This is a genomic window from Micromonospora sp. WMMD712 (assembly GCF_029581295.1).
Classification (GTDB): domain Bacteria; phylum Actinomycetota; class Actinomycetes; order Mycobacteriales; family Micromonosporaceae; genus Micromonospora; species Micromonospora carbonacea.
In genome coordinates, this window is the sequence record NZ_CP120743.1 from 4,007,501 (window position 1) to 4,026,946 (window position 19,446).

The 19,446-nt window shown below is 77.2% G+C and carries 15 protein-coding genes (1 of these 15 running past the window's edge); 13 read left to right on the forward strand and 2 right to left on the reverse strand.

Features of this window, described 5'->3' with window-relative positions; genetic code table 11:
- Positions 1 to 630, forward strand: the 3' portion of a protein-coding gene (gene trpS / locus O7633_RS17275; RefSeq protein WP_282323143.1) for a tryptophan--tRNA ligase. It extends 429 nt beyond the left edge of the window; 630 of the gene's 1,059 nt are visible here — the last part of the coding sequence; its start codon lies off the left edge, out of view; its stop codon occupies positions 628 to 630.
- 38 nt (positions 631 to 668) lie between these two features.
- On the opposite strand, the gene O7633_RS17280 is transcribed toward trpS, so the two are convergent.
- Complete coding sequence (locus O7633_RS17280) at positions 669 to 1,976, reverse strand: hypothetical protein (RefSeq protein WP_282323144.1); 1,308 nt, start codon at positions 1,974 to 1,976, stop codon at positions 669 to 671.
- Between the two features lie 167 nt (positions 1,977 to 2,143).
- On the opposite strand from O7633_RS17280, the gene O7633_RS17285 reads away from it, so the two are divergent.
- The 4 genes from O7633_RS17285 (at position 2,144) to O7633_RS17300 (ending at position 9,050) form a co-directional block, all read left to right on the forward strand.
- Positions 2,144 to 2,764 (forward strand): response regulator transcription factor, encoded by a 621-nt coding sequence (locus O7633_RS17285; protein WP_074474905.1) that lies wholly within the window; start codon positions 2,144 to 2,146, stop codon positions 2,762 to 2,764.
- A gap of 199 nt (positions 2,765 to 2,963) precedes the next feature.
- A complete protein-coding gene (locus O7633_RS17290; protein WP_282323145.1) occupies positions 2,964 to 6,038 on the forward strand; it encodes a hypothetical protein in 3,075 nt (1,024 codons plus the stop codon).
- A gap of 10 nt (positions 6,039 to 6,048) precedes the next feature.
- Positions 6,049 to 6,777: a DUF4255 domain-containing protein gene (locus tag O7633_RS17295; RefSeq protein WP_282323146.1), complete on the forward strand. Its 729-nt coding sequence runs from the start codon at positions 6,049 to 6,051 to the stop codon at positions 6,775 to 6,777.
- Positions 6,774 to 9,050, forward strand: a complete 2,277-nt coding sequence (locus tag O7633_RS17300) for an ATP-binding protein (protein WP_282323147.1) — start codon at positions 6,774 to 6,776, stop codon at positions 9,048 to 9,050. Before O7633_RS17295 ends, O7633_RS17300 begins: the two co-directional genes overlap by 4 nt.
- A 72-nt stretch (positions 9,051 to 9,122) precedes the next feature.
- On the opposite strand, the gene O7633_RS17305 is transcribed toward O7633_RS17300, so the two are convergent.
- Positions 9,123 to 10,409, reverse strand: coding sequence for a DUF4157 domain-containing protein (locus O7633_RS17305; RefSeq protein WP_282323148.1), 1,287 nt, complete (start codon positions 10,407 to 10,409; stop codon positions 9,123 to 9,125).
- A gap of 274 nt (positions 10,410 to 10,683) precedes the next feature.
- Between O7633_RS17305 and O7633_RS17310 the strand changes: the two genes are divergently transcribed.
- Genes O7633_RS17310 through O7633_RS17345 form a run of 8 tightly spaced genes read left to right on the forward strand, consistent with a single transcriptional unit; the run spans position 10,684 to position 19,444 of the window.
- The gene (locus tag O7633_RS17310) at positions 10,684 to 12,240 is read left to right on the forward strand and encodes a phage tail sheath subtilisin-like domain-containing protein (RefSeq protein ID WP_278129998.1); all 1,557 of its coding nucleotides are present in this window, start codon (positions 10,684 to 10,686) and stop codon (positions 12,238 to 12,240) included.
- Between the two features lie 30 nt (positions 12,241 to 12,270).
- On the forward strand, positions 12,271 to 12,711 hold the full coding sequence (locus tag O7633_RS17315; RefSeq protein WP_043960741.1) for a phage tail protein: 441 nt from the start codon (positions 12,271 to 12,273) through the stop codon (positions 12,709 to 12,711).
- Complete coding sequence (locus O7633_RS17320) at positions 12,708 to 13,184, forward strand: hypothetical protein (protein WP_282323149.1); 477 nt, start codon at positions 12,708 to 12,710, stop codon at positions 13,182 to 13,184. Before O7633_RS17315 ends, O7633_RS17320 begins: the two co-directional genes overlap by 4 nt.
- Positions 13,181 to 13,339 (forward strand): DUF6760 family protein, encoded by a 159-nt coding sequence (locus O7633_RS17325; protein ID WP_176734857.1) that lies wholly within the window; start codon positions 13,181 to 13,183, stop codon positions 13,337 to 13,339. The genes O7633_RS17320 and O7633_RS17325 overlap by 4 nt, the downstream gene beginning before the upstream one ends.
- A 6-nt stretch (positions 13,340 to 13,345) precedes the next feature.
- Complete coding sequence (locus O7633_RS17330; RefSeq protein ID WP_282323150.1) at positions 13,346 to 16,498, forward strand: hypothetical protein; 3,153 nt, start codon at positions 13,346 to 13,348, stop codon at positions 16,496 to 16,498.
- 36 nt (positions 16,499 to 16,534) lie between these two features.
- Positions 16,535 to 16,966 carry a phage tail protein gene (locus O7633_RS17335; protein ID WP_043960744.1) on the forward strand — a complete coding sequence of 144 codons (432 nt, stop codon included), beginning with the start codon at positions 16,535 to 16,537 and terminating at the stop codon, positions 16,964 to 16,966.
- Positions 16,963 to 17,694 (forward strand): LysM peptidoglycan-binding domain-containing protein, encoded by a 732-nt coding sequence (locus O7633_RS17340; protein WP_074474896.1) that lies wholly within the window; start codon positions 16,963 to 16,965, stop codon positions 17,692 to 17,694. The genes O7633_RS17335 and O7633_RS17340 overlap by 4 nt, the downstream gene beginning before the upstream one ends.
- Positions 17,681 to 19,444, forward strand: a complete 1,764-nt coding sequence (locus O7633_RS17345) for a VgrG-related protein (protein ID WP_282323151.1) — start codon at positions 17,681 to 17,683, stop codon at positions 19,442 to 19,444. The genes O7633_RS17340 and O7633_RS17345 overlap by 14 nt, the downstream gene beginning before the upstream one ends.
- Positions 19,445 to 19,446: the final 2 nt, after the last annotated feature.

Here is a 19,446-nt window from a genome sequence, read left to right on the forward strand (position 1 = left end):
AAGGGGCAGGTGGTGCCGGTCGGGAAGGACAACGCGGCACACGTCGAGGTGACCCGGGAGATCGCCCGCCGGTTCAACCACCTCTACGGGGAGGTCTTCCCCGTACCGGAGACGATCGTCGCCGAGACGCCGTCGCTGGTCGGCACGGACGGGCAGCGCAAGATGAGCAAGAGCCTGGGCAACGCGATCTCGCTCTCCGCCGACGCGGCCACCGTCCGCCGGGCGGTCATGGGGATGTACACCGACCCGAACCGGGTGCGCGCGGACGTGCCGGGCACGGTGGAGGGGAACCCGGTGTTCGCGTACCACGACGTGTTCAACGCCGACCGGGCGCAGGTGGCGGACCTGAAGGAGCGGTACCGGGCCGGGCGGGTCGGCGACGTCGAGGTCAAGGAGCAGCTCGCGGTGGCGCTGAACCGGTTCCTCGACCCGATCCGCGAGCGGCGGGCCCGGATCGAGGCCGAGCCCGGCCTGGTCGACCAGCTCATCGTCGACGGCACGGAACGGACCAGGGCCGAGGTGCGGCGCACGCTGGTCGAGGTCCGCCGGGCGATGGGACTGACGGGGGCGTACCAGCAGGTGCGGCGGCGGGCCGAGCGCGCCCGCCGGGCCGCGGGCACCCGGACCTGACCCACGGGGTACGACGGGAGCGGCGGGGAGCGCGGGGCTCAGTCCTCCGGGTCGGGGTTGTCCCTGAGGATGCCGTTGAGGTAGAGCGACTCGCGGCAGGTGGTGGCCCGGGGGGCGTTGGCCGGGGTGCCGGGGCGGCGGCAGACGACCGTGAGGGTCACCCGGCCCCGGGCGGGAACGCGGATCGGGGTGACGGAGTGGTAGTCCTGGTTGCGGAAGTTCTCCAGGGCGTAGGTGACGACCCGCACCTGGTTCGCGGTGACCGTCAGCGTGCCCTCGTCGCCCTGCACGTTGTCGACCAGGAAGTCGGTGAGCAGGAACGTCTTCCCGGCCGGGACGGTGTAGCCGCGCTCCGCCGAGCCGTTGGGGCTGGTGCGGAAGGTGATGGCGACGGAGAACTGCTCCCCGCCGAGGCCACCGGCACCGGCGGGGCCGCCCACCCCGCTGCCGTCGGTGCTGCCGTCGCCGGGGGTGCCGCCGCCCGGCGTGTCCGCGCCGGGCGGGGCCGTCGTCGGGGCCGGGTTCGGTGCGGCGCTGGGCACCGGCTCGCCCTGCGCGACCTGCCGGGCCTGCTCCGCCTCCACCGCCTCCCGGGCGGCGGTCTCCACCTGCGGGCGCAGCAACCCGAACCAGAGGGCCAGCAACGCCAGGAGCAGGGCCAGCAGCGCCGCCAGCAGCTTCAGCAGGCCCGCCGAGATGACCGGGCGCTGGACGAAGACGGCGTCGAGGCCGCGGGCCCGGCCGTCCGAGGCGCGCAGCTCGACGACGAACGGGTACTCCTTCGGTGCGCCCCACCACAGCAGCCGGCGGGCGCGTACCCGCAGCGGGGTCTCGGCGCGGGTGCCGTTGGGCACGGTGACCGGCTCGGCGGGCAGCGCGAACGTCACCTGGTCGGTGCCCTCGGCGGCGACGAGGCCGACCTGCTCGGTCAGGTTGCCGAGGTTGTCGGTGTCGATGCGGTAGCGGGCCCCGCGCAGCCCGCTGCGCGACGGCGGCTGCACCTGCGCGGCCAGCTCGGTGAACGGCTCGACGGTGAGGACGCCCTCCTCCACCACGGCGGAGTCGGGGTATTCGGCGGGGATGACCCGGACGCCGAAGGGCCGGTCGCCGGCGTCCACCCGGGCGGAGCGGGGCGGGCGGAAGGTGACGGTGACGGTGTCCGAGCCCGCCGGGTAGAGGTTGAGGGTGGGCGGCTGCACGGTCACCCACTCGTCCGGCACGCCGAGGACCTCGAACCGGTACGCCTCGACCGTGTCACCGGCGTTCCGCACGGTGACCGGGACCTCGACCTCGCCGCCGGGGGCGACGCTCACGGAGGTGCTGGCCAGATTCGCCGATGCGCGCATCTGCTGGAGCGTAGGAGCGCCACTGGGGCCTGTCAGGGGCCATCGGGGTACGACGACGGGCAGAGGTCGCTGCCCGCCGGGCGACGTTAAGTACACGCAAAGACAGCGCACCCATACTCGCCGTGCCGGCGGCGCGCGGACCGTCGGCACGGGGAGAGGAGGCGAGGATGCAGCGGATACCGGTCTACGTGCACGCGACCGATCCGATCTCGTGGACGGGGGTGACGGGCCAGCTCACCGGTCGTCCCGAGGTCAGGGTCCTGGCCCAGGCGGAGGCCGCCGACGCGGCGGTGACCCTGGTCGTCGTGGACAGCCTGACCCCGCCGGTGGCGCAGGTCCTGCGGCGGCTGCGCCGGGAGCAGAACCGGCTGGTGCTGGTGCCGGCCACCATCGACGACGCCCAACTGTCGGCCGCCGTCGAGTGCGGGGTGGTGGGGGTGGTACGCCGCGGCGAGGCGTCCGCCGGCCGCCTGGTCGAGGTGATCCTGTCGGCGGCGCGGGGCGAGGGGAGCGTCCCCGCCGACCTGCTCGGCCGGCTGCTGAACCAGATGCGCCGGCTCCAGCGGGAGGTCCTCGACCCGCGCGGGTTGAGCCTGGGCGGGCTCAGCTCGCGGGAGGTGGACGTGCTGCGGCTGGTCGCCGACGGGTTCGAGACGCGGGAGATCGCGGCGAAGCTGTCGTACTCGGAGCGGACGGTGAAGAACGTGGTGCACGGCATGACGACCCGGCTGCACCTGCGCAACCGGGCGCACGCGGTGGCGTACGCGCTGCGGCACGACCTGATCTGAGCGCGCCGGGGCCGGGCCGTGTCGGGGCCGGCCGGGCGGGGGACCGGGGCCGCCGGTGCGGCGGGCGTTGCCCGTACCGGCGGAGGTTCTGCCCCGGTCCCTGGCCGGCGGTCCCTGTGCCGGGCGGTGGCGGGCGGCCACGATGGCCCTCTGGGCCGTGCGCGACGTGGCCGCCCGCCGTCTCCCGTCGAGGTGTCGATTGCGTCCCACCCGAAGGTCCCCCCTCGTCGCCGCCGCGACGGCGGTCGCCGCCTTGCTGGGCGCGTGGGCGCTGGCCGTCCCGCCCGACCGGGCGTCGTACGCCGAGCCGGCCGACCTGCCGCCGGTCACCGACCTGCGGGTGGCCTACCTGGGCACCGGGCACCGCAGCATCGGCGTGGTCTCCGGCACCGGGGCGGAGGCGACCACGCCGCCGCTGTTCGGCGGCGGTCCGGCGCACTTCGACGACGAGGTCTCCGCCACGGGCGACGTGGTCGTCTGGGTCAGCCGGCGCGCGTCGGAGCTGGCCCAGCTCTGGGTGCGCCGCGGCGCGGAGGAGCCGACCTGCCTGGTCGACGACCCGGCGCAGGTGGCCGGCTCGCCGACGGTGTCGCCGGACGGCACCCGGGTCGCGTTCGAGCAGACCCGGGAGGGCGTGGGGAGCTGGCACGACATCTTCGTGGTCGGCGTCGACGGCACCGGGCTGCGGCAGGTCACCGACGGCACCAACGACAACCGCCGGCCCACCTGGTCACCCGACGGCACGACGCTGGCGTTCGAGCGGCGCGACGACGCGGGCGTGCCGCAGGTGCACCGGGCGTCGGTCGACGGCGGGCCGGTGACCGCGCTGACCGCCCGGCCGGAGGGGGCCGGGGAGCCGGCGTGGGACCCGGACCCGACGCACGACCGGATCGCGTACACGGCCGCGCCGCAGGACCCGGCCGCCCGGCAGATCCACCTGATCAACACCGTCGGGGGCGACGACCGGCTGCTGCTCGCCCCGTCGTGGGACAGCCACCAGCCGAGCTGGTCGCCGGACGGGACGACCCTGGCGTTCCTGAGCCGCACCACCGCCGACGGCACGCGGGGGGCGGCCGACCTGGTCTACACGGGGGTGCCGCGCCCCGACTGGTGCCCGTGCGAGGCGGTGCTCCGCCTCGCCGAGGACCGCCTCGTCGGCGACCCCGCCTGGTACGTCCCGCCGGGTGCGGGCACGCCGGTGCTGGTGGTCAGCCGCACGAGCGCGCCGGACCGGTACACGGTGACGTTGCAGGACGTCCGCCCCGACGCCACCGACCCCCGTGACCTCGGGCTGACCGTGCTGCGGGAGGACCCGGGGGCGGCGACGGACCCGGACCTGCTGTGGCGGCCCGTCGACGGCGACCCGTGGACGGCCCGCCCCGACTACTCGCCGGACGGCCGGCGGATCGTGGTGAACCGGTTCGAGACCGTGGGCGGCAACCGGGTGTCCCGCCTCTGGATCGTCGACGCCGACGGCGGCGATCCCCGGTTGCTTCCCCTCGCCGATCGCGGGGACACCGACATCGAGACCGACCCGGTGTGGTCGCCGGACGGCACCCGCGTCGCGTACGCGCTCGCCGGGCCGGGCGGGCCCAGCCGGGTGGTGGTGGCGAACGTGACCACCGGGGAGCACCTGCTCACCGTCGGGTCGGGCGGCGACCCGGACCGCTCCGACAGCCAGCCGGCCTGGTCGCCGGACGGGTCGAGGCTGGCCCTGGTGCGGGGCCAGCCGGACGGGGCGGCGGCCGACAGTCACGTCTGGACGGTCGACGCCCGCGACGGCAGCGGGCAGCGGGACCTGACCGACGCCGGCTGCCCCGGGTGTGTCGGGGCGGACTACGGCCCGAGCTTCTCCCCGGACGGCGGCCGGATCGCGTTCGGCCGGGGCCCCGACGGGCTGGTCGTCACCGGCACCGACGGCGACGACTGCCAGGTGCTCGCGCCGCAGACCCCGGGGGTGGGCTGCGCCGGCCCGCTGGTCGCCCCGCCGGACGGGCCGCACCGGCCGCGCGACGTCGCCTGGTCGCCGGACGGGCACCGGCTCGCCTTCAACTCGCGCCGGTACACCGAGCCGGCCAGCCCCGAGTACGTCAAGACGTACGACTTCGACACCGCCGTCTTCGACGGGCTGACCTGGGAGTTCCCCGGCCGGCACCGCAAGCCGACCTGGCAGCGGTCGGTGGACCTGGCCACGGCCGTCGAGCAGCCGCCGGCACCGGTGCGGATCGGCGAACGCACCACGCTGACGCTGACGGTGACCGACCGGGGGCCGACCCCGGCGGCGAACGTCCGCCTCGACCTGCGGGTGCCCGCCGGGGTCCGGGTCACCGCGCTGACGCCGGAGGTGGGCTCCTGCCAGCTCGCCCCGCCGGGCTGCGACCTGGGGCCGGTCGGGCTGGGCAACACGGTGCGGGTCCGCGTGGAGCTGACCGGGGTGACCGCCGGGACGTACCCGCTGGAGTGGACGGTGGGGGGCTGGACGGCCGACGCCCGGCCCTCGGACAACACGACGTCGGTGCCGGTGACGGTCGTCCCGGTCCCGCCGCCGACGACCACCCCGCCCCCGGCCACCCCGACGGCCACGCCGACCCCGACGGCCACGCCGACGCCGACGGGCCCGCCGCCCACCGGCCCCCCGCCGGCGGGCCTCGACATCACGGTCACGGTCGACCCCGTCCCGGCGTACGTGGGTGGGACGGTCACGGTGACCTACACGGTCCGCAACACCGGCGGCCGGCCGGCGACCGGGGTCCGGATCACCCCCGCCCTGCCGGCCGGGGTGCCGGTGCGCACCCGGCCGGCGGGGTGCACCGCGACCTCCTGCCCGGTCCCCGACCTCGCCCCGGGCGCCGGCCGGTCCCTGGAGTTCGTGCTGGCCCCGGACGAGGCGACGGCGACGACGGTGCGCGGCACGGTGGCCGCCGACGGCGGTCTCGACGACACCACCCAGGCGCCGCTGCGGGTGCTGCAACCCCGGATCGTCGCCGTGCCGGCCATCGGGCCGCCCGGCTTCGTCACCTCCGTGCGGGGCATCGACTTCCCGCCCGGCGTGGCGGTGCGGCTGGCCTGGGACGTCGGCCTGACCTCGGCGGCGAACCCGGCCGTGCCGGCGGCCGACGGCACGTTCGCCGCGCAGCTGCTGGTGGTGCCGCGCGACCAGCTCGGGCCCCGCCGGATCCTGGCCACCGGCCCGGGTTTCGGCACCGTCCGCGCCGACTTCCGGGTGGTCCTGCCCGCCCAGCAGCCGCCCGGCCTGCTGTTCCGCGGCTGGTGAGGGGACGACGATGATCCACGAGGTGGACGAGGCGCTGCACGCGCTGCTGACCGACGAGATGCTCGCCGGCACCGACGTGCAGCTCGCCTTCGACGCGCCGACCCGGGAGTGGGAGGCCCGGCGCAACGCCCCGACGGTGAACCTGTTCCTCTACGACGTCCGCGAGGAGCTGACCCACCGCCGGGAGGGCCGGGTCGAGGAGTACGACTCCGACGGCGCGGTCGTCGCGGAGCACCGCCCGCCCCGGTACTTCGCCCTGTCGTACCTGGTGACGGCCTGGACGGCGCAGCCGCAGGACGAGCACCGGCTGCTGTCGGTGCTGCTGGCCGGGCTGGTCGTGCACGACGTGCTGCCGCCGTCCCGGCTGGTCGGCGGGCTGGCCGCGCTGGGCCTGACCGTGCCGATGAGCGTCGCGGTGCCGCCGTCGCGGGACCGGGGGCTGGCCGACATCTGGTCGGCCCTCGGGGGTTCGCTGAAGCCGTCGCTGGACCTGGTGGTGACCACGCCGATCGCGGCGTCCGCGACCTTCGCCGCCCAGCCCGTCACCGACGGGCTCCGGCTGCGCGCCGGGGACCGGACCGGCGGCGGGCCGGCGGTGGAGGTGGAGGCCCGGCGGCTGCGCCACCCGGATCCCGCCGACGGCGTCGCCCCCGTCGGGATACGCCGGGCGCGGGGCACCGCCGCCGAGCGGCAGCGCCGGCAGGGCACCGGCGGGCCGATCCGGGGCGACCGCCGGTGACCGCCACCGTCGACGCGGATGCCCGACGTGCCGCCGAGGGCTCCGTGAACGGCACGGATGCCCGCCCCGGCCCCGGTGGCCCGGCGAGTGAGACGCCGACCGGCGGCCCCTCGGTCGCCGGCCCGGCGGCGGGACGCGCCGAGCCGCCCGGCACCGCGTACCTGCGGGCCCGGTTGTTCCTGGTGGAGCAGCGGGTCCGGCGGGCCGTGCTGGCCGCGCGGGCGGCCGACCCGGCCCCGGACGACCCGCTGCGCGGGCTACGGGTCTCCGACGACGACGCCTGGCGGCTCGTGGACGGTCCCGCCCCGCCCGCCCCCGACGAGATCGCCGCCGAGGCGGTCGCGGCCGCCGACCGGTGGGCCGGTCAGGCCCGGGCGGCGGGCGCACGGGTGCCGCTGGCGGAGCTGGCGGCGGACTTCGCGTTGACCCCGCTGGACGTCGAGCTGCTGCTGATCGGGCTCCTGCCCGACCTGGACCGGCGCTACGAGAAGCTCTACGGCTACCTCAACGACGACGTGACCCGCCCCCGGGCCACGACCGGGCTGGCCCTGTCGCTCTGCGGCGTGGCCCCCGTCGCCGGGCCGGGGCGGGCGCGGCTCACCCCCGACGGGCCGCTGGTGGCCGGGGGCCTGCTCCTGGTCGAGGAGGCCGACCGGCCCTTCCTGACCCGCACCCTGCGGGTCCCCGACCGGGTCACCGGTCACCTGCTCGGCTCGGACGCCGCCGACGGGCGGGCCGACGGCCTGCTCCGCCGGCCGCCCGGGGTCGCGCCCGACGGGCCGGGCCCGGAGCCGGAACGGGGTCGGTCGGCGGTCGGCGGGTTGGCGGCGGCGATCCGCGCCGGTGACCGGCTGGCCTACCTGCGGGAGGAGCCCGGCGGGACGGCCGAGGGGCTGGCCTGCGCCGCCCTCGCCGCCGCCGGCTGGTCGGTCCTGCTCCTCGACCTCGACGCGCTCGGCGGCGACCCGACGCCGCCGGAGTCCCTCGCCGCCGTGGTCCGGGAGGCCCGGCTGCGCCGGGCGGGGCTCGTCGCCGGCCCGGTCGACGCCCTGGACCCGGCGGCGGGCCCGGCCCACGCCCGGCTCCTGCGCCGGCTCACGGCGCTGCCCGTGCCGGTGCTGCTCACGGGCCGGTTGCGCTGGGATCCGGACTGGGCCGAGGAGTCCCCGCTGCTGGTGACCGCCGCCCCGGTCGGCGCGCCGCACCGGGCCCGGCTGTGGCGGGACGCGCTGGCCGGACGGCCGGTGGGGCTGGCCGCCGACGTCGACCCGGAGCGGGAGCTGGCCGCGTACGTGCTGACGCCCGGCCAGGTGCGGCGGGCGGCGGTCGCGGCGGCGCAGCACGCGGTCCTCGACGGCGTCGACCGGGTCGCCCCGCGGCACGTACGGGCGGGGGTGCGCTCGCAGAACGCGGCGGCGCTGGAGCGGCTGGCCCGGCGGGTGGAGCCCGCCGTCGGCTGGGACGACCTGGTCCTGCCCGCCCCGGTCCGGGAGCAGCTCGCCGAACTGGCGCTGCGGGTGCGGCACCGCGAACAGGTGCTGGGCGGGTGGCGGCTGCGCCCCGGCGGGGGCCGGGGGCGCGGGGTGACCGCCCTGTTCGCCGGGGACTCCGGCACGGGCAAGACGATGTCGGCCGAGGTGGTCGCCGCCGACCTGGGGCTCGACCTCTACGTGGTGGACCTGTCCACGGTGGTCGACAAGTACGTCGGCCAGACCGAGAAGAACCTGGAGCGGATCTTCACCGAGGCGGCCGGGGTCAACGGGGTGCTGCTGTTCGACGAGGCGGACGCGATCTTCGGCAAACGTTCCGAGGTCGGCGACGCACACGACCGGTACGCCAACCTGGAGAGCGCGTACCTGTTGCAGCGGATGGAGTCGTTCGACGGGGTGGCCGTGCTGACCACGAACCTGCGGGCCAACCTGGACGAGGCGTTCCTGCGCCGGCTCGACGTGATCGTCGACTTCCCGGTGCCGGACGTGGCGCAGCGCCGGGCGCTGTGGGACCGGTGCCTCGGCACCGAGCTGCCCCGGGCCGCCGACGTCGACCTGGACCGGTGCGCCCTGGACTTCGAGCTGAGCGGGGGCGGCATCCGGGCCTGCGCGGTCAGCGCCGGCTACCTGGCCGCCGCGGCGGGCGGCCCGGTGACCATGGCGATGGTGACGGCCGCCGCCCGGCGCGAGTATCGCAAGCTGGGCCGGCTGGTCCTGCCGGCCGGGCCGGCGAACGGCGGGCGGGTCGCGCCGGGCGGCGGGGCGGGGGCCCGGCGCGCCTGACGGGAAGCGGGCGGGCCGGCTCGTCGGCTCCGGCAGGCTCGTCGGCTCCGGCCGGTGTCGCCGGCCGGGCCGTCAGCCCTCGTCCATCGGGGACCCGGTGCGCGGGGGCGTGCCCGTCGCGGAGCCGCCCGACAGCGAGGCGCTGTCGGAGACGACGAAGTCGCGGTCGCTGCTGCGCTCCGACGAGTATGCCGCCCCGCCGTCCCGGAACGAGCCCTGCGAGTTGCGCTCGAAGTCGTGGCTGCGGTTGCAGGTGGCGCACTCGATCTGGAGGTTGTCCAGGTCGTTGTACGCCGCCCGGGCCTCGGCCAGGTTCAGCACGCCCTTCGTGTGCAGGTAGGCCCGCCAGTCGACCTTGTGTCCGAGGTCGACGCCCGCGTAGCCGACGCCGTTCCTGCAGGACGCGCACTGCCACATCTGAATGATCTGGTCGGTCCACGGATCGGTGGTGGTGCGGCTGGGGCTGGCGTCCATCAGGGCCTGCCGGGTGCCGGGGATGCTGTCGGTGTCCTCGTACCAGCCGAGCTGGTTGCGGGTCAGGCCGTTGACGAAGTCGGCGACGGCGGCCTGGGTGGTCGCGTCCCTGACGCGCTCGTCGTAGGCCGGGCTCCGGTTGCCGGCCAGGCGGGCGTGGTCCTCGCCGGTGTACCACCGCTGGATCGGGCCGGCCGCATCTGCGGAGCGGGACACCGTGGCCGGCCCGCCGGCGGCGACCGCACCGGTGGCCGCCGCGCCGCCCAGGTGGACGGCGTCGCCGGCCATCACCCGGGACGCCGTCGCCTCGGCCTCCCGCTCGAACCGGTCGTCGGGGTCGCTGACCCGCAGCCCGCTGCCGTCGTCGGTGCCCGCGACCGGGCCGAGGCGCTGCTGGACGACGTGGGTCAGCTCGTGCGCCAGGGTGCGCCGGTCGCCGCCGCCCTCGCCGAGCACCACGTGGCTGCCGGAGGTGTACGCCCGTGCGCCCAGTTCCGCCGCCGACGTGCGGGCCGCCGCGTCGTCGTGCACCCGCACGTCGGAGAAGTCCGCCCCGAGCCGCGCCTCCATGTCGGCGCGGACCGCCTCGTCGAGGGGGCGGCCGCCGCCGCGCAGCACCTCGGGCGCGGTGGAGCGTTGCACGGCGGGCACGTCGTGGCCGCAGCCCGCGCCGTGCGTGTGCCGCTCCTGCTCGATCAGCCGGGCGGTCTCCCGGTTGCCCACCGTCCGTTGCAGGCTGAGCGCCTCCCCCGGGCCGGTGCCGCCGGCCGGTGCGGGCCCGGCGACGCGCCGGGCGGCGGGCGGGGCGGGGCGCACCTGCTGCTGCCGCTCCCGCTCGGAGTCGTCGCGGGAGCCGGAGTGCTGGCCGGACCGTGGGGGACGCATGTCGGGGCCTCCTCGTGCCACGCGGGCATCGGATCCCGGGCGGGCATCGGCGTCTCACGGTAGCCCCGGCGGGACGCCCGGTCGAGGTGCGCGCGGCCAGGCCCAGGGCCCGCTGCCTGCCCGGTGCCCGCCGGACGGCGCACGTCCGGCGGGCACCCGCGCCCCTGCCCCTGCGGGGCGGGAGTCTGCCCCCGCGCGGCCCGTAGGGACCTTCCCGCCGGCTCCCCGGCCGAGCAGGCTGGCCAGCGTCCGCCGACCTGGCAGAGGAGCTTGCATGCCGACGTACCTGTCCCCGGGCGTGTACGTGGAGGAGGTGCAGAGCGGTTCGCGTCCCATCGAGGGCGTCGGGACCGCGGTCACCGCCTTCCTGGGGTTCGCCGAGAAGGGGCCCTTCCACGCGCCGACCCTGGTCACCAACTGGAGCCAGTACGTCCAGCTCTTCGGCGGGATGGTCGAGGGCGCCTACCTGGCGCACGCGGTGTACGGGTACTTCGCCAACGGCGGGGGCGTCTGCTACGTCGTGCGGATCGGCGACCCGTCGACCGGCCGGACGACCGGCGGCCGGGGCGGGCAGAAGGCGCTGCCCGCCGGGGAGCCGTCAGCGCTCGGCACGTTCCGGGTCGCCGCCCTCCCGACCGGCGGCGGCGGCGGTGAGATCACCGTGGAGGTCGCCGACGTCGAGGGCGAGGGGGCCGGCGAGGACCGGTTCCGGCTCGTCGTGCACCGGGACGGCCAGGCGGTCGAGGAGTACGACGGCTCGTTCCGGCGCAACAGCAAGACCTCGGTGGTCAGCCAGGTCCGCGAGCGGTCCAACCTGATCACCATGGAGGAGGTCGGCCCGGCCAACGCGCTGGCCCGGCCCGCCAACCAGACCGTCGCCCTGGCCCCGGCCACCGCCCCCGGCGACGCCGTGCCGGCCGCCCTCACCGCCGGCGAGTTCGCCGGGGATGTCGACTCCCGCACCGGCCTGGCCGGGCTGGAGGCCATCGACGAGATCACCATGGTCGCCGCGCCGGACCTGATGGGTGCGTACCAGCAGGGGGTCGTCGACCTGGAGGCGGTGAAGGCCGCCCAGCTCGCCCTGATCTCGCACTGCGAGCAGATGGGCGACCGGATGGCCCTGCTCGACCCGCCGCCGGAGCTGACCGCCCAGCAGGTGCGCGCCTGGCGGCAGGACGAGGCCGGCTACGACTCCCGGTACGCGGCCCTCTACTACCCCTGGGTGAAGGTGTTCGACCCGAGCACCGGCCGGGCCGTGTTCCTGCCGCCGAGCGGGCACCTCGCCGGCCTCTGGTCGCGCAACGACACCGAGCGGGGCGTGCACAAGGCCCCCGCCAACGAGGTGGTCCGGGGCGTGGTCGACCTCCAGAACAACGTCACCAAGGGCGAGCAGGACCTGCTCAACCCGATCGGGGTCAACTGCATCCGGGCGTTCCCCGGGCGCGGCGTCCGGGTCTGGGGCGCGCGCACGCTCTCCTCCGACCCGGCGTGGCGCTACATCAACGTCCGGCGGCTGTTCAACTACGTCGAGGAGTCCATCCTCCTCGGCACGCAGTGGGTGGTGTTCGAGCCGAACGACCAGCGGCTGTGGGGCACGATCCGGCGCAACATCACCGCCTTCCTCACCGAGGAGTGGCGGCGGGGCGCCCTGTTCGGGGCGACGGCCGCCGAGGCCTTCTACGTCAAGTGCGACCAGGAGACCAACCCCCCGGAGGTGATCGACCGGGGCCAGGTGGTGTGCGAGATCGGCATCTGCCCGGTCAAGCCCGCCGAGTTCGTCGTCTTCCGGCTGGCGCAGTTCTCCGACAGCACCAGCCTGGTCAGCGACTGACCGGGCCAACCCTGACGAAAGGCGGCCACGATGGCCAGTGGTGACACCCTTATCGTGCACAGCTTCCAGGTGGAGCTGGGCGGCATCCAGGTGGAGCTGGTGCAGGAGGTCAGCGGCCTGACCGTCGAGCTGGACTCGATCGAGGTCAAGTCGGTCACCGCCACCGGCGAGCTGATCATCCGGAAGATCCCGGGGGCCCGGAAGGCCGGCGAGGTCACCATCACCCGGGGGCTCGACAAGAGCAGCGCCTTCACCGACTGGATCAAGGAGACGTTCCTGAAGGGCGCGGTGGAGGCGGCCCGGCAGAACATCAGCATCATCCTCAACAACGCCGACAAGTCCGAGACGCGGCGCTTCGACCTGTCCAACGCCTGGGTGAGCAAGTGGGAGGGGCCGGGGCTTAAGGCCGGCGACCCGACGGCGGCGACCGAGAAGGTCACCGTGGTCTACGAGGAGATCAGCGCGCAATGAGACGCCGTGGTGTCTCGGCCGGGGGCCTCGACACCCTCGTCGACCCGGCCGCCGGCCCGCAGGAGGCCGCCGCGCCGGTGGTCGCGCCGGCCGCGCCTGTCCGGCTCCAGACGGAGTTCACCTTCCAACTGCCCCGGGGGTACGTCGACGAGGACGGCACCGTGCACCGGGACGGCAGCATGCGGCTGGCGACCGCCCGCGACGAGCTGGCGCCCCTGGTGGACCTGCGGGTCAAGCAGAACCCGGCGTACCTGTCGATCGTGCTGCTCAGCCTGGTGGTCACCCGGCTGGGCACGATCACCCAGGTGCGGGCGGAGGTCGTCGAACGCCTCTTCGCCTCCGACCTGGCGTTCCTCCAGGACCTGTACCGGCGGATCAACGCCGAGGGGCACACCCTCGCCGAGGTCACCTGCCCCGCGTGCGAGTCGGTCTTCGAGGTGGACCTGGCCGGTGGTCGCCCGGGGGAATCGTGACGTACGGGGCCGACCGGCTCCACGAGGAGGTCTCGTACGTCGCCTACCACTTCCACTGGCCGCGTACCGAGATCCTCGACCTCACCCACGCCGAGCGGGCCCGGTACGTGGCGGAGATCGCCCGCATCAACACCCGGATGAACGAAGGTCAGTGAGGCGCGATGGGGCTACGCGACAGGATGCGGCGGCTGGCCGCCGGCACCCGCGCCCGGGTGGCGGGCCCCGCCTCCGACGCCCGCCCGTCCTCCGCCCCGGCCGGGCCGACGGGCCCGACGCCGCCGCCCACCACCGCCGCCGATACCGGTGCTGCCGGTGATCCCGGGTGGCGGGCGCTGCCGCCGCTGCGGCGGGCGGTGTCCACGGGGCCGCTCCAGGTCGCCGACCTGCCCCGGTTCACCGACCGGCTCGCCACCTACCGCGACCCGACCCTGCGTACGCCGCTCGACCACCTGGTCAGCGGCCAGGCGCCGCTCGGGGTCGTGCACGACCTGGCCCGGCCCCGCCCGGCCCGGCCGGACGCCGGGCGGCCGGCTCCGCACCTGCCCGCCGTCCAGCGGAGGGTCGCCGGTCTCCCCGCCGGCGACCCGGGTGCGGGCCGCCCGGCCGCCGAGCCGGCCCCCGCCGGCGTGGACGCGCCGACCGTGCCGCCGCGTGCGCCGGTCCCGCCCGTGACGCCGGCACCGCAGCCGGCGACGGCCGCGCCCTCGGTGGCCCGGCCTCCGGTGCCGGCCTCGGCGTCGGCCCCGACCTTGGCGGCGGCCCCACCCCTGGCCCCGGCCCCGAAGCCGGCTGCGACGCCGGGGGGCGCTGCGGCACCGGCGGGCCCTGCGGCACCGGCGGGCGCTGCGGGCCTGCCGCTGGCGGCGGCCCCGAAGCCGTCCACGACCGCGTCGGCGGCACGGGCGGGGGCGCTGGTCACCGCGCCGTCGCCGGGCCCGCTCCGCAGGCTGGCCGGCTCGCCGCGCCCCGCCGTACCGGCCCGTCCGCCGGTCACGATCCAGCGGGCCGCGCCGCCCGCGCCGGCGACCGCCGTCCCCCCTCCGACAGACGGTGGCCCATCGGCCGCCGCGCCGCGCCCCGCCGGCCCCGCCGCACCGACCGGCGGCCGGACCCGCACCGTTCCGGCCGCCCCCGACCCCGCACCCGCCGACGCCGCCCAGCGCACCGGCCCGCCGCCCGGCGGTGCCGCCGGCAGCGCGCCGTCCAGCCGACCGGGTGCCACGGCTCCACCCGCCGGCGACCTACCGTCGGACCCCCCGGGCGGCGGGCCGGTGCCGCCCGCCGTCCCCGGTGGAGCTCCTCGGGGACACGGCGGGCCGCCGCCGGTGCGCCGTGCCGGCCGGCTGGGCCTCGGCGAACCGCTGCCCGCGCTGCCCGAGACCGCCCGGCCCGGCGCGGCCGGGCGGCCGGCCGTCCCCGGTGCCACCGCCGGCAGCCGGACGGGCCGGGAGCCCTCCGGCCTCCCGCCGACGGTGCAGCGCACGCCGGCCGCCCGGGAGCCGGCCGCCCCGAGCGCCGGCCCGGACGCCCCGTCGGGCGGCGATCCGCGTCGGTCGGCCGGCCCCGGAGAGCGTCGGCCCGTTCGCGCGGGCCTGGGACCGTCGCTGCCCGCAGACGGTCCACCCCCGGTGGTACGCCCGACCCCGCCGGCCCGCCCCGGCGCGCTCCCGCCCGACGCCGCCCGGGGCGGGGCCTCCCCGCCCGACGCCCCATCGGTCGTGGCCCCCGGGGGCGGTGCCGCTCGACCGCACCCCGCCCCGGCCGGCGGCCCCCCTCCGCCCGTGCTCCCGGCCCCGGCCAGCACGCCGACCACCCCGGCGGAGGGCACCCGGCCGTCGCCGGCCCCGACGGCCGGCCCGCGTCGCGCCGCGGGGGACGACCCGGGCCGCGCCCTGCCCCGACCGCCGCGTGCGCCGGTCCGGCCCGCGCTCGCCGGCGCGGTCGGGGGTGCCGCCGGGGCCTCGTCGCGGCCGGTGGTGCAGCGGCTCCGGTGGCGGCCCGCGCACCTGCCCGGGGCCGCAGCCGGCCCGCCGACGGCGGTCGCCCCGGCCGGCAGCTCCGGCCCGGGTGCCGCCGCCCGCGCCGTGCTGCCGCCCACCCCGCCACCGCAGGACGTGTCGCCGGCCGGCATCGCACCGCCCGCCGGGTTCGCCCCGCAGGACGCACCGCCGCCCGCGCCGGCCCTGCCCCGCGCCGCGCCGACGGCCCGGGCTCCACAGGACCCACCGCCCGCTCCCGCTGCCCAGGACGCGCCGCCCGCCTCCCCTGCACGGGGCGCGCCGGCCGGTGCCCGGGTCCCGTTGCTGGCCGAACGCGAGCTGTCCCTGGTGACCGGGGCACCGGAGCCAGCCGTTGCGGCCCCGGCCGGCGCGCGGGCCGGGGTGCCGGTGACCTGGCGGACGCGCGGGGCGGACGACCCCGGCCCGGCCTCCGCAGCGCCGTCCGGCGGGGCGGGACCGTCGTCCGGCGGCCCGGTCGCCGTCCAGCGGTCCCCCCGGGCCGGCACGGGCGGCACGCCCCGTCCGGCGGTCACGGCCGACGGACGGCACGGCGGGGGGAACCCGGCCCGAGCCGGTCGGCACCGGCCGGGACCGGCCGGCGGGGGCGGGTCGGCCGGGGCCGGGGGCGGTCGGACACCGGGCGGGCCCGGCCCGGTCGGGTCCGGCGGGACCGGGCCCGACGACCGGGCCAGGCCGGGAGGGCCGGGCGAACGGGCGGGCGGTGGATCGAGCGCCGGGCGGGGCTCGGCTCCCGTGCTCCTCCTCGCCGGGCCGGCCACCCCGGCACCGCACGGGTCGCCGGGCACGTCGCGGCGGCAGGCCGGCTTCGCGGGCGTACCGCTGCCGACGCGGCGGGCGGTGGGCCCGGCGGCGGCCGGCGGACCGGACGACGCCACTGGCCCGGCGCGGCGGACGACCACGGCGACCGGCCCCTCCGGCGGCGCACCGGCGGTCCTCCAGCGGGCCACGGCCCGACCGGACGCGGCGACCGGCACCGGGACGACGCCCGGCACCGGGAGCCGGGCGGAGGACGGCGGGCCCACGTGGCGGGCCGCCCCACCGGCGGCCGGGGTCGTCCAGCGGCGGACCGCCACCGGGACCACGGGAACCACCGGGGCCACCGCGACCACCGGGACCGGGACCGCCCCGGAGCGGGACCCCGGGCTGGACCCGGAGGCCCTGCTGCGGGGCTTCGACCGGCGGCACCTGGACGCCCTGGCCCACCGCCTCGTCGAGCCGGTGGGCCGACTGGTCCGGGCCGACCTGCGGGCCGCCCGGGAACGGACCGGCCGGTGGCGGGACGGCACCCGATGAGCCGGCGTACGGATCAGCACGAGAGGGGGGACGGCGATGGCCGGTGACGACCCGGGGACGAGCGTCCACTTCCGGCTCCAGATCGACGGCATCGACCTGGGCGACTGGAGCGGCTGCGACGGGCTCGGCTGCGAGGTCGAGCTGGAGCAGTACCAGGAGGGCGGCAACAACGAGTTCGTCTGGCAGCTGCCGTCGCGGCTGCGCTACTCCAACGTCACCCTGACCCGCCCGCTGACCCGGGACACCGCCAAGGTCTCCAGCTATCTCGCGCAACTGCCCAGCGGGGTGCGCCGGGGCACCGCGCAGATCGCGGCGCTCCGGCCCGACCTGGCGATGCTGGTGCAGTGGGGCCTGGCCGACGTGGTGCTGGTGCGGTGGTCCGGGCCGTCGTTCGACCCGAACCGCTCGGAGGTGGCCAGCGAGAGCATCGAGCTGGCGTACCACGGCTTCCTGGAGGTCGGCGGATGAGATCACGGGCCGGGAAGGTGGCGGCGCACCTCCAGCGGTACCAGCCGCCCACGTCGGGCGGGAACCAGCCGGGCGGGGCCCTCGGCGGGCCGATCACCTTCATGTTCAACCCGCAGCAGCTCGCGCTGACCAAGTCGGCGAGCTGGATCCCGCACGTGGTACGGGGGGCGGCGGACGTCGGGGTCGCCGAGTTCAGCGGCTCCGGGCCCCGGACGCTGAGCCTGGAGGTCTTCCTCGACGCCACGGACACCCACTCCCGCACCGTCCAGGACCGGGTCGACGCCCTGCTCACCTGCTGCGTGCCGACCAAGGCGAGCATCGCGGCGAAGGCGCCGTCCCCGCCGTGGGTGAAGTTCGCCTGGGGGCAGTTCCAGACGGTGTCGTTCTACTCGTACGTCAGCCAGGTCAACGCCACCTACAGCCTGTTCGACCCGGACGGCACCCCGCTGCGGGCGACCTGCTCGCTGACGCTCAACGAGGTCAGCGGCTCCACCCCGGGGCAGAACCCGACGTCGGGCAGCCGCACCGCCCGGCGGGTGCACCGGCTGGTCGCCGGGGACTCCCTGGAGCTGCTGGCCCACCGCGAGTACGGCGACCCGACCGCGTGGCGGGTCATCGCGGAGGCCAACGACATCGACGACCCGGTGCGGCTGCGCCCCGGCCGCCAGCTCCTGCTGCCCGCGCCGGAGGAACTGCGTACCGGGGAGGGCTTCGATGTCCAGCGGTGACCACACCAACAACCTGGTGGTGGGCCTGCCCGGCGCGCTGCCCCGGGCCTGGGCCGACCGGCTGGTGTCGGCGGTGGTGGAGGACAGCACGAACCTGGCCGCCACCGCGACCCTGCGCTTCCGCGACCAGCAGAGCCGGTTCCTGCGGGACAACGGGGTGACCATCGGCACGGACCTGACCGTCCGGGTCCGCACCGGCCGCGACGCCGCCCCGCTGCCGCTGTTCGCCGGGGAGGTGGTGACGCTGGAGTCGGAGTACGACGGGGTCGGCACCTTCACCACCGTCCGGGCCCTGGACCTGTCGCACCGGCTGATGCGGGGGCAGCGGGTGCGCAGCTTCGTCAACCGCAAGGCCTCCGACATCGCCCGGGAGGTCGCCGCCGCCGCCGGGATCCCGGTGGGCCGGGTCGACCCCACCCCCACGGTGTACGAGACGGTCACCCAGCCGAACGTCGACGACTGGGAGTTCCTCAAGATGCTCGCGGTCGACAACGACGCCGAGGTGGTGGTGGTCGACGGCCGGTTCTTCTTCCGCCGGTCGGTGCGGGCCGCCGCCGCGCCGGGGGCGGGGGTCACCGCCGAGCAGAGCCCGTTCGTGGTGGAGATGAACGAGAACCTGCTGTCGGTGCGCTCCACCGTCACCTCCGTCGGTCAGGTGGCCGGGGTGACGGTGCGCGGCTGGGACGTGCGGGCGAAGCGGCCGGTGCGCACGGAGGTCGCCACCGACGCCAGCGACGAGGTGCAGATCGGCACCACCCCGGCGAAGGTCGCCCAGCCGTTCGGCACCGCCCGGCTCTGCGTGGCGGACGTGCCCTACCGGACGGCGGCCGAGACGCGGGCGGTGGCCGGGGCGGTGGCGGCCGACGTGACGGCGGCCTTCGCGGAGCTGGAGGTGGGGATCCGGGGCAACCCCCGGCTGCGGGCCGGGGTGCCGCTGTCGTTGCAGCAGGTGGGCGCCCCGTTCGAGGGGAAGTACACGATCACGGCGAGCCGGCACGTCTTCGGCCCCGCCCAGCTCTACGAGACGTGGCTGACGGTCAGCGGCCGGCAGGACCGGTCGACGTGGGGCCTGGCCACGGGGGCCACCGCCCCCGCGCGGGCGGCCCGGATCCCGGGGCTGGCCGTCGCGATCGTCACCAACACCAAGGCCGACGTGGACCGCCGGCACCCCGAGCGCGTCGGCCAGGGCTGGGTGCGGCTGCGCTTCCCGTGGCTGACCGACGCGCCGGACTACGAGACGGACTGGGTGCGTACGGTGCAGCTCGGCGGCGTCGGCGGGGGCGGGGTGTTCTGCCCGGAGGTCAACGACGAGGTCCTCGTGGGCTTCGAGCAGGGGCTGCTGGACCGCCCGTACGTCATCGGGGGGCTCTACAACGGGGTGGACAAGCCGTCGGTGCACGAGGGCGCGCTGGTGGACGGCTCGTCGGGGCGGATAAACCGGCGCTCGCTGGCCTCGCGTCGCGGGGACCGGATCGAGTTCCTGGAGTCGGCGCTGCCCTCCGGCCCGCGCGGGATCCGGCTGACCACGGCCCGGGACCGGCTGACCGTGCACCTCGACGACCGGCGTACGGCCGTGGTGGTGCACAGCGACGGCAGCGTGGAGATCGAGGCCCGGCAGCAGGTCACGGTGAAGGGGCGGGGCATCACCCTCGACGCCGGGGCGGGCGAGCTGACCCTGAAGGGCCGGTCGGTGAGCATCGACGGCGGCACCCAGGTCGACATCCAGGCACCACTCGTGAAGCTCAACTGACC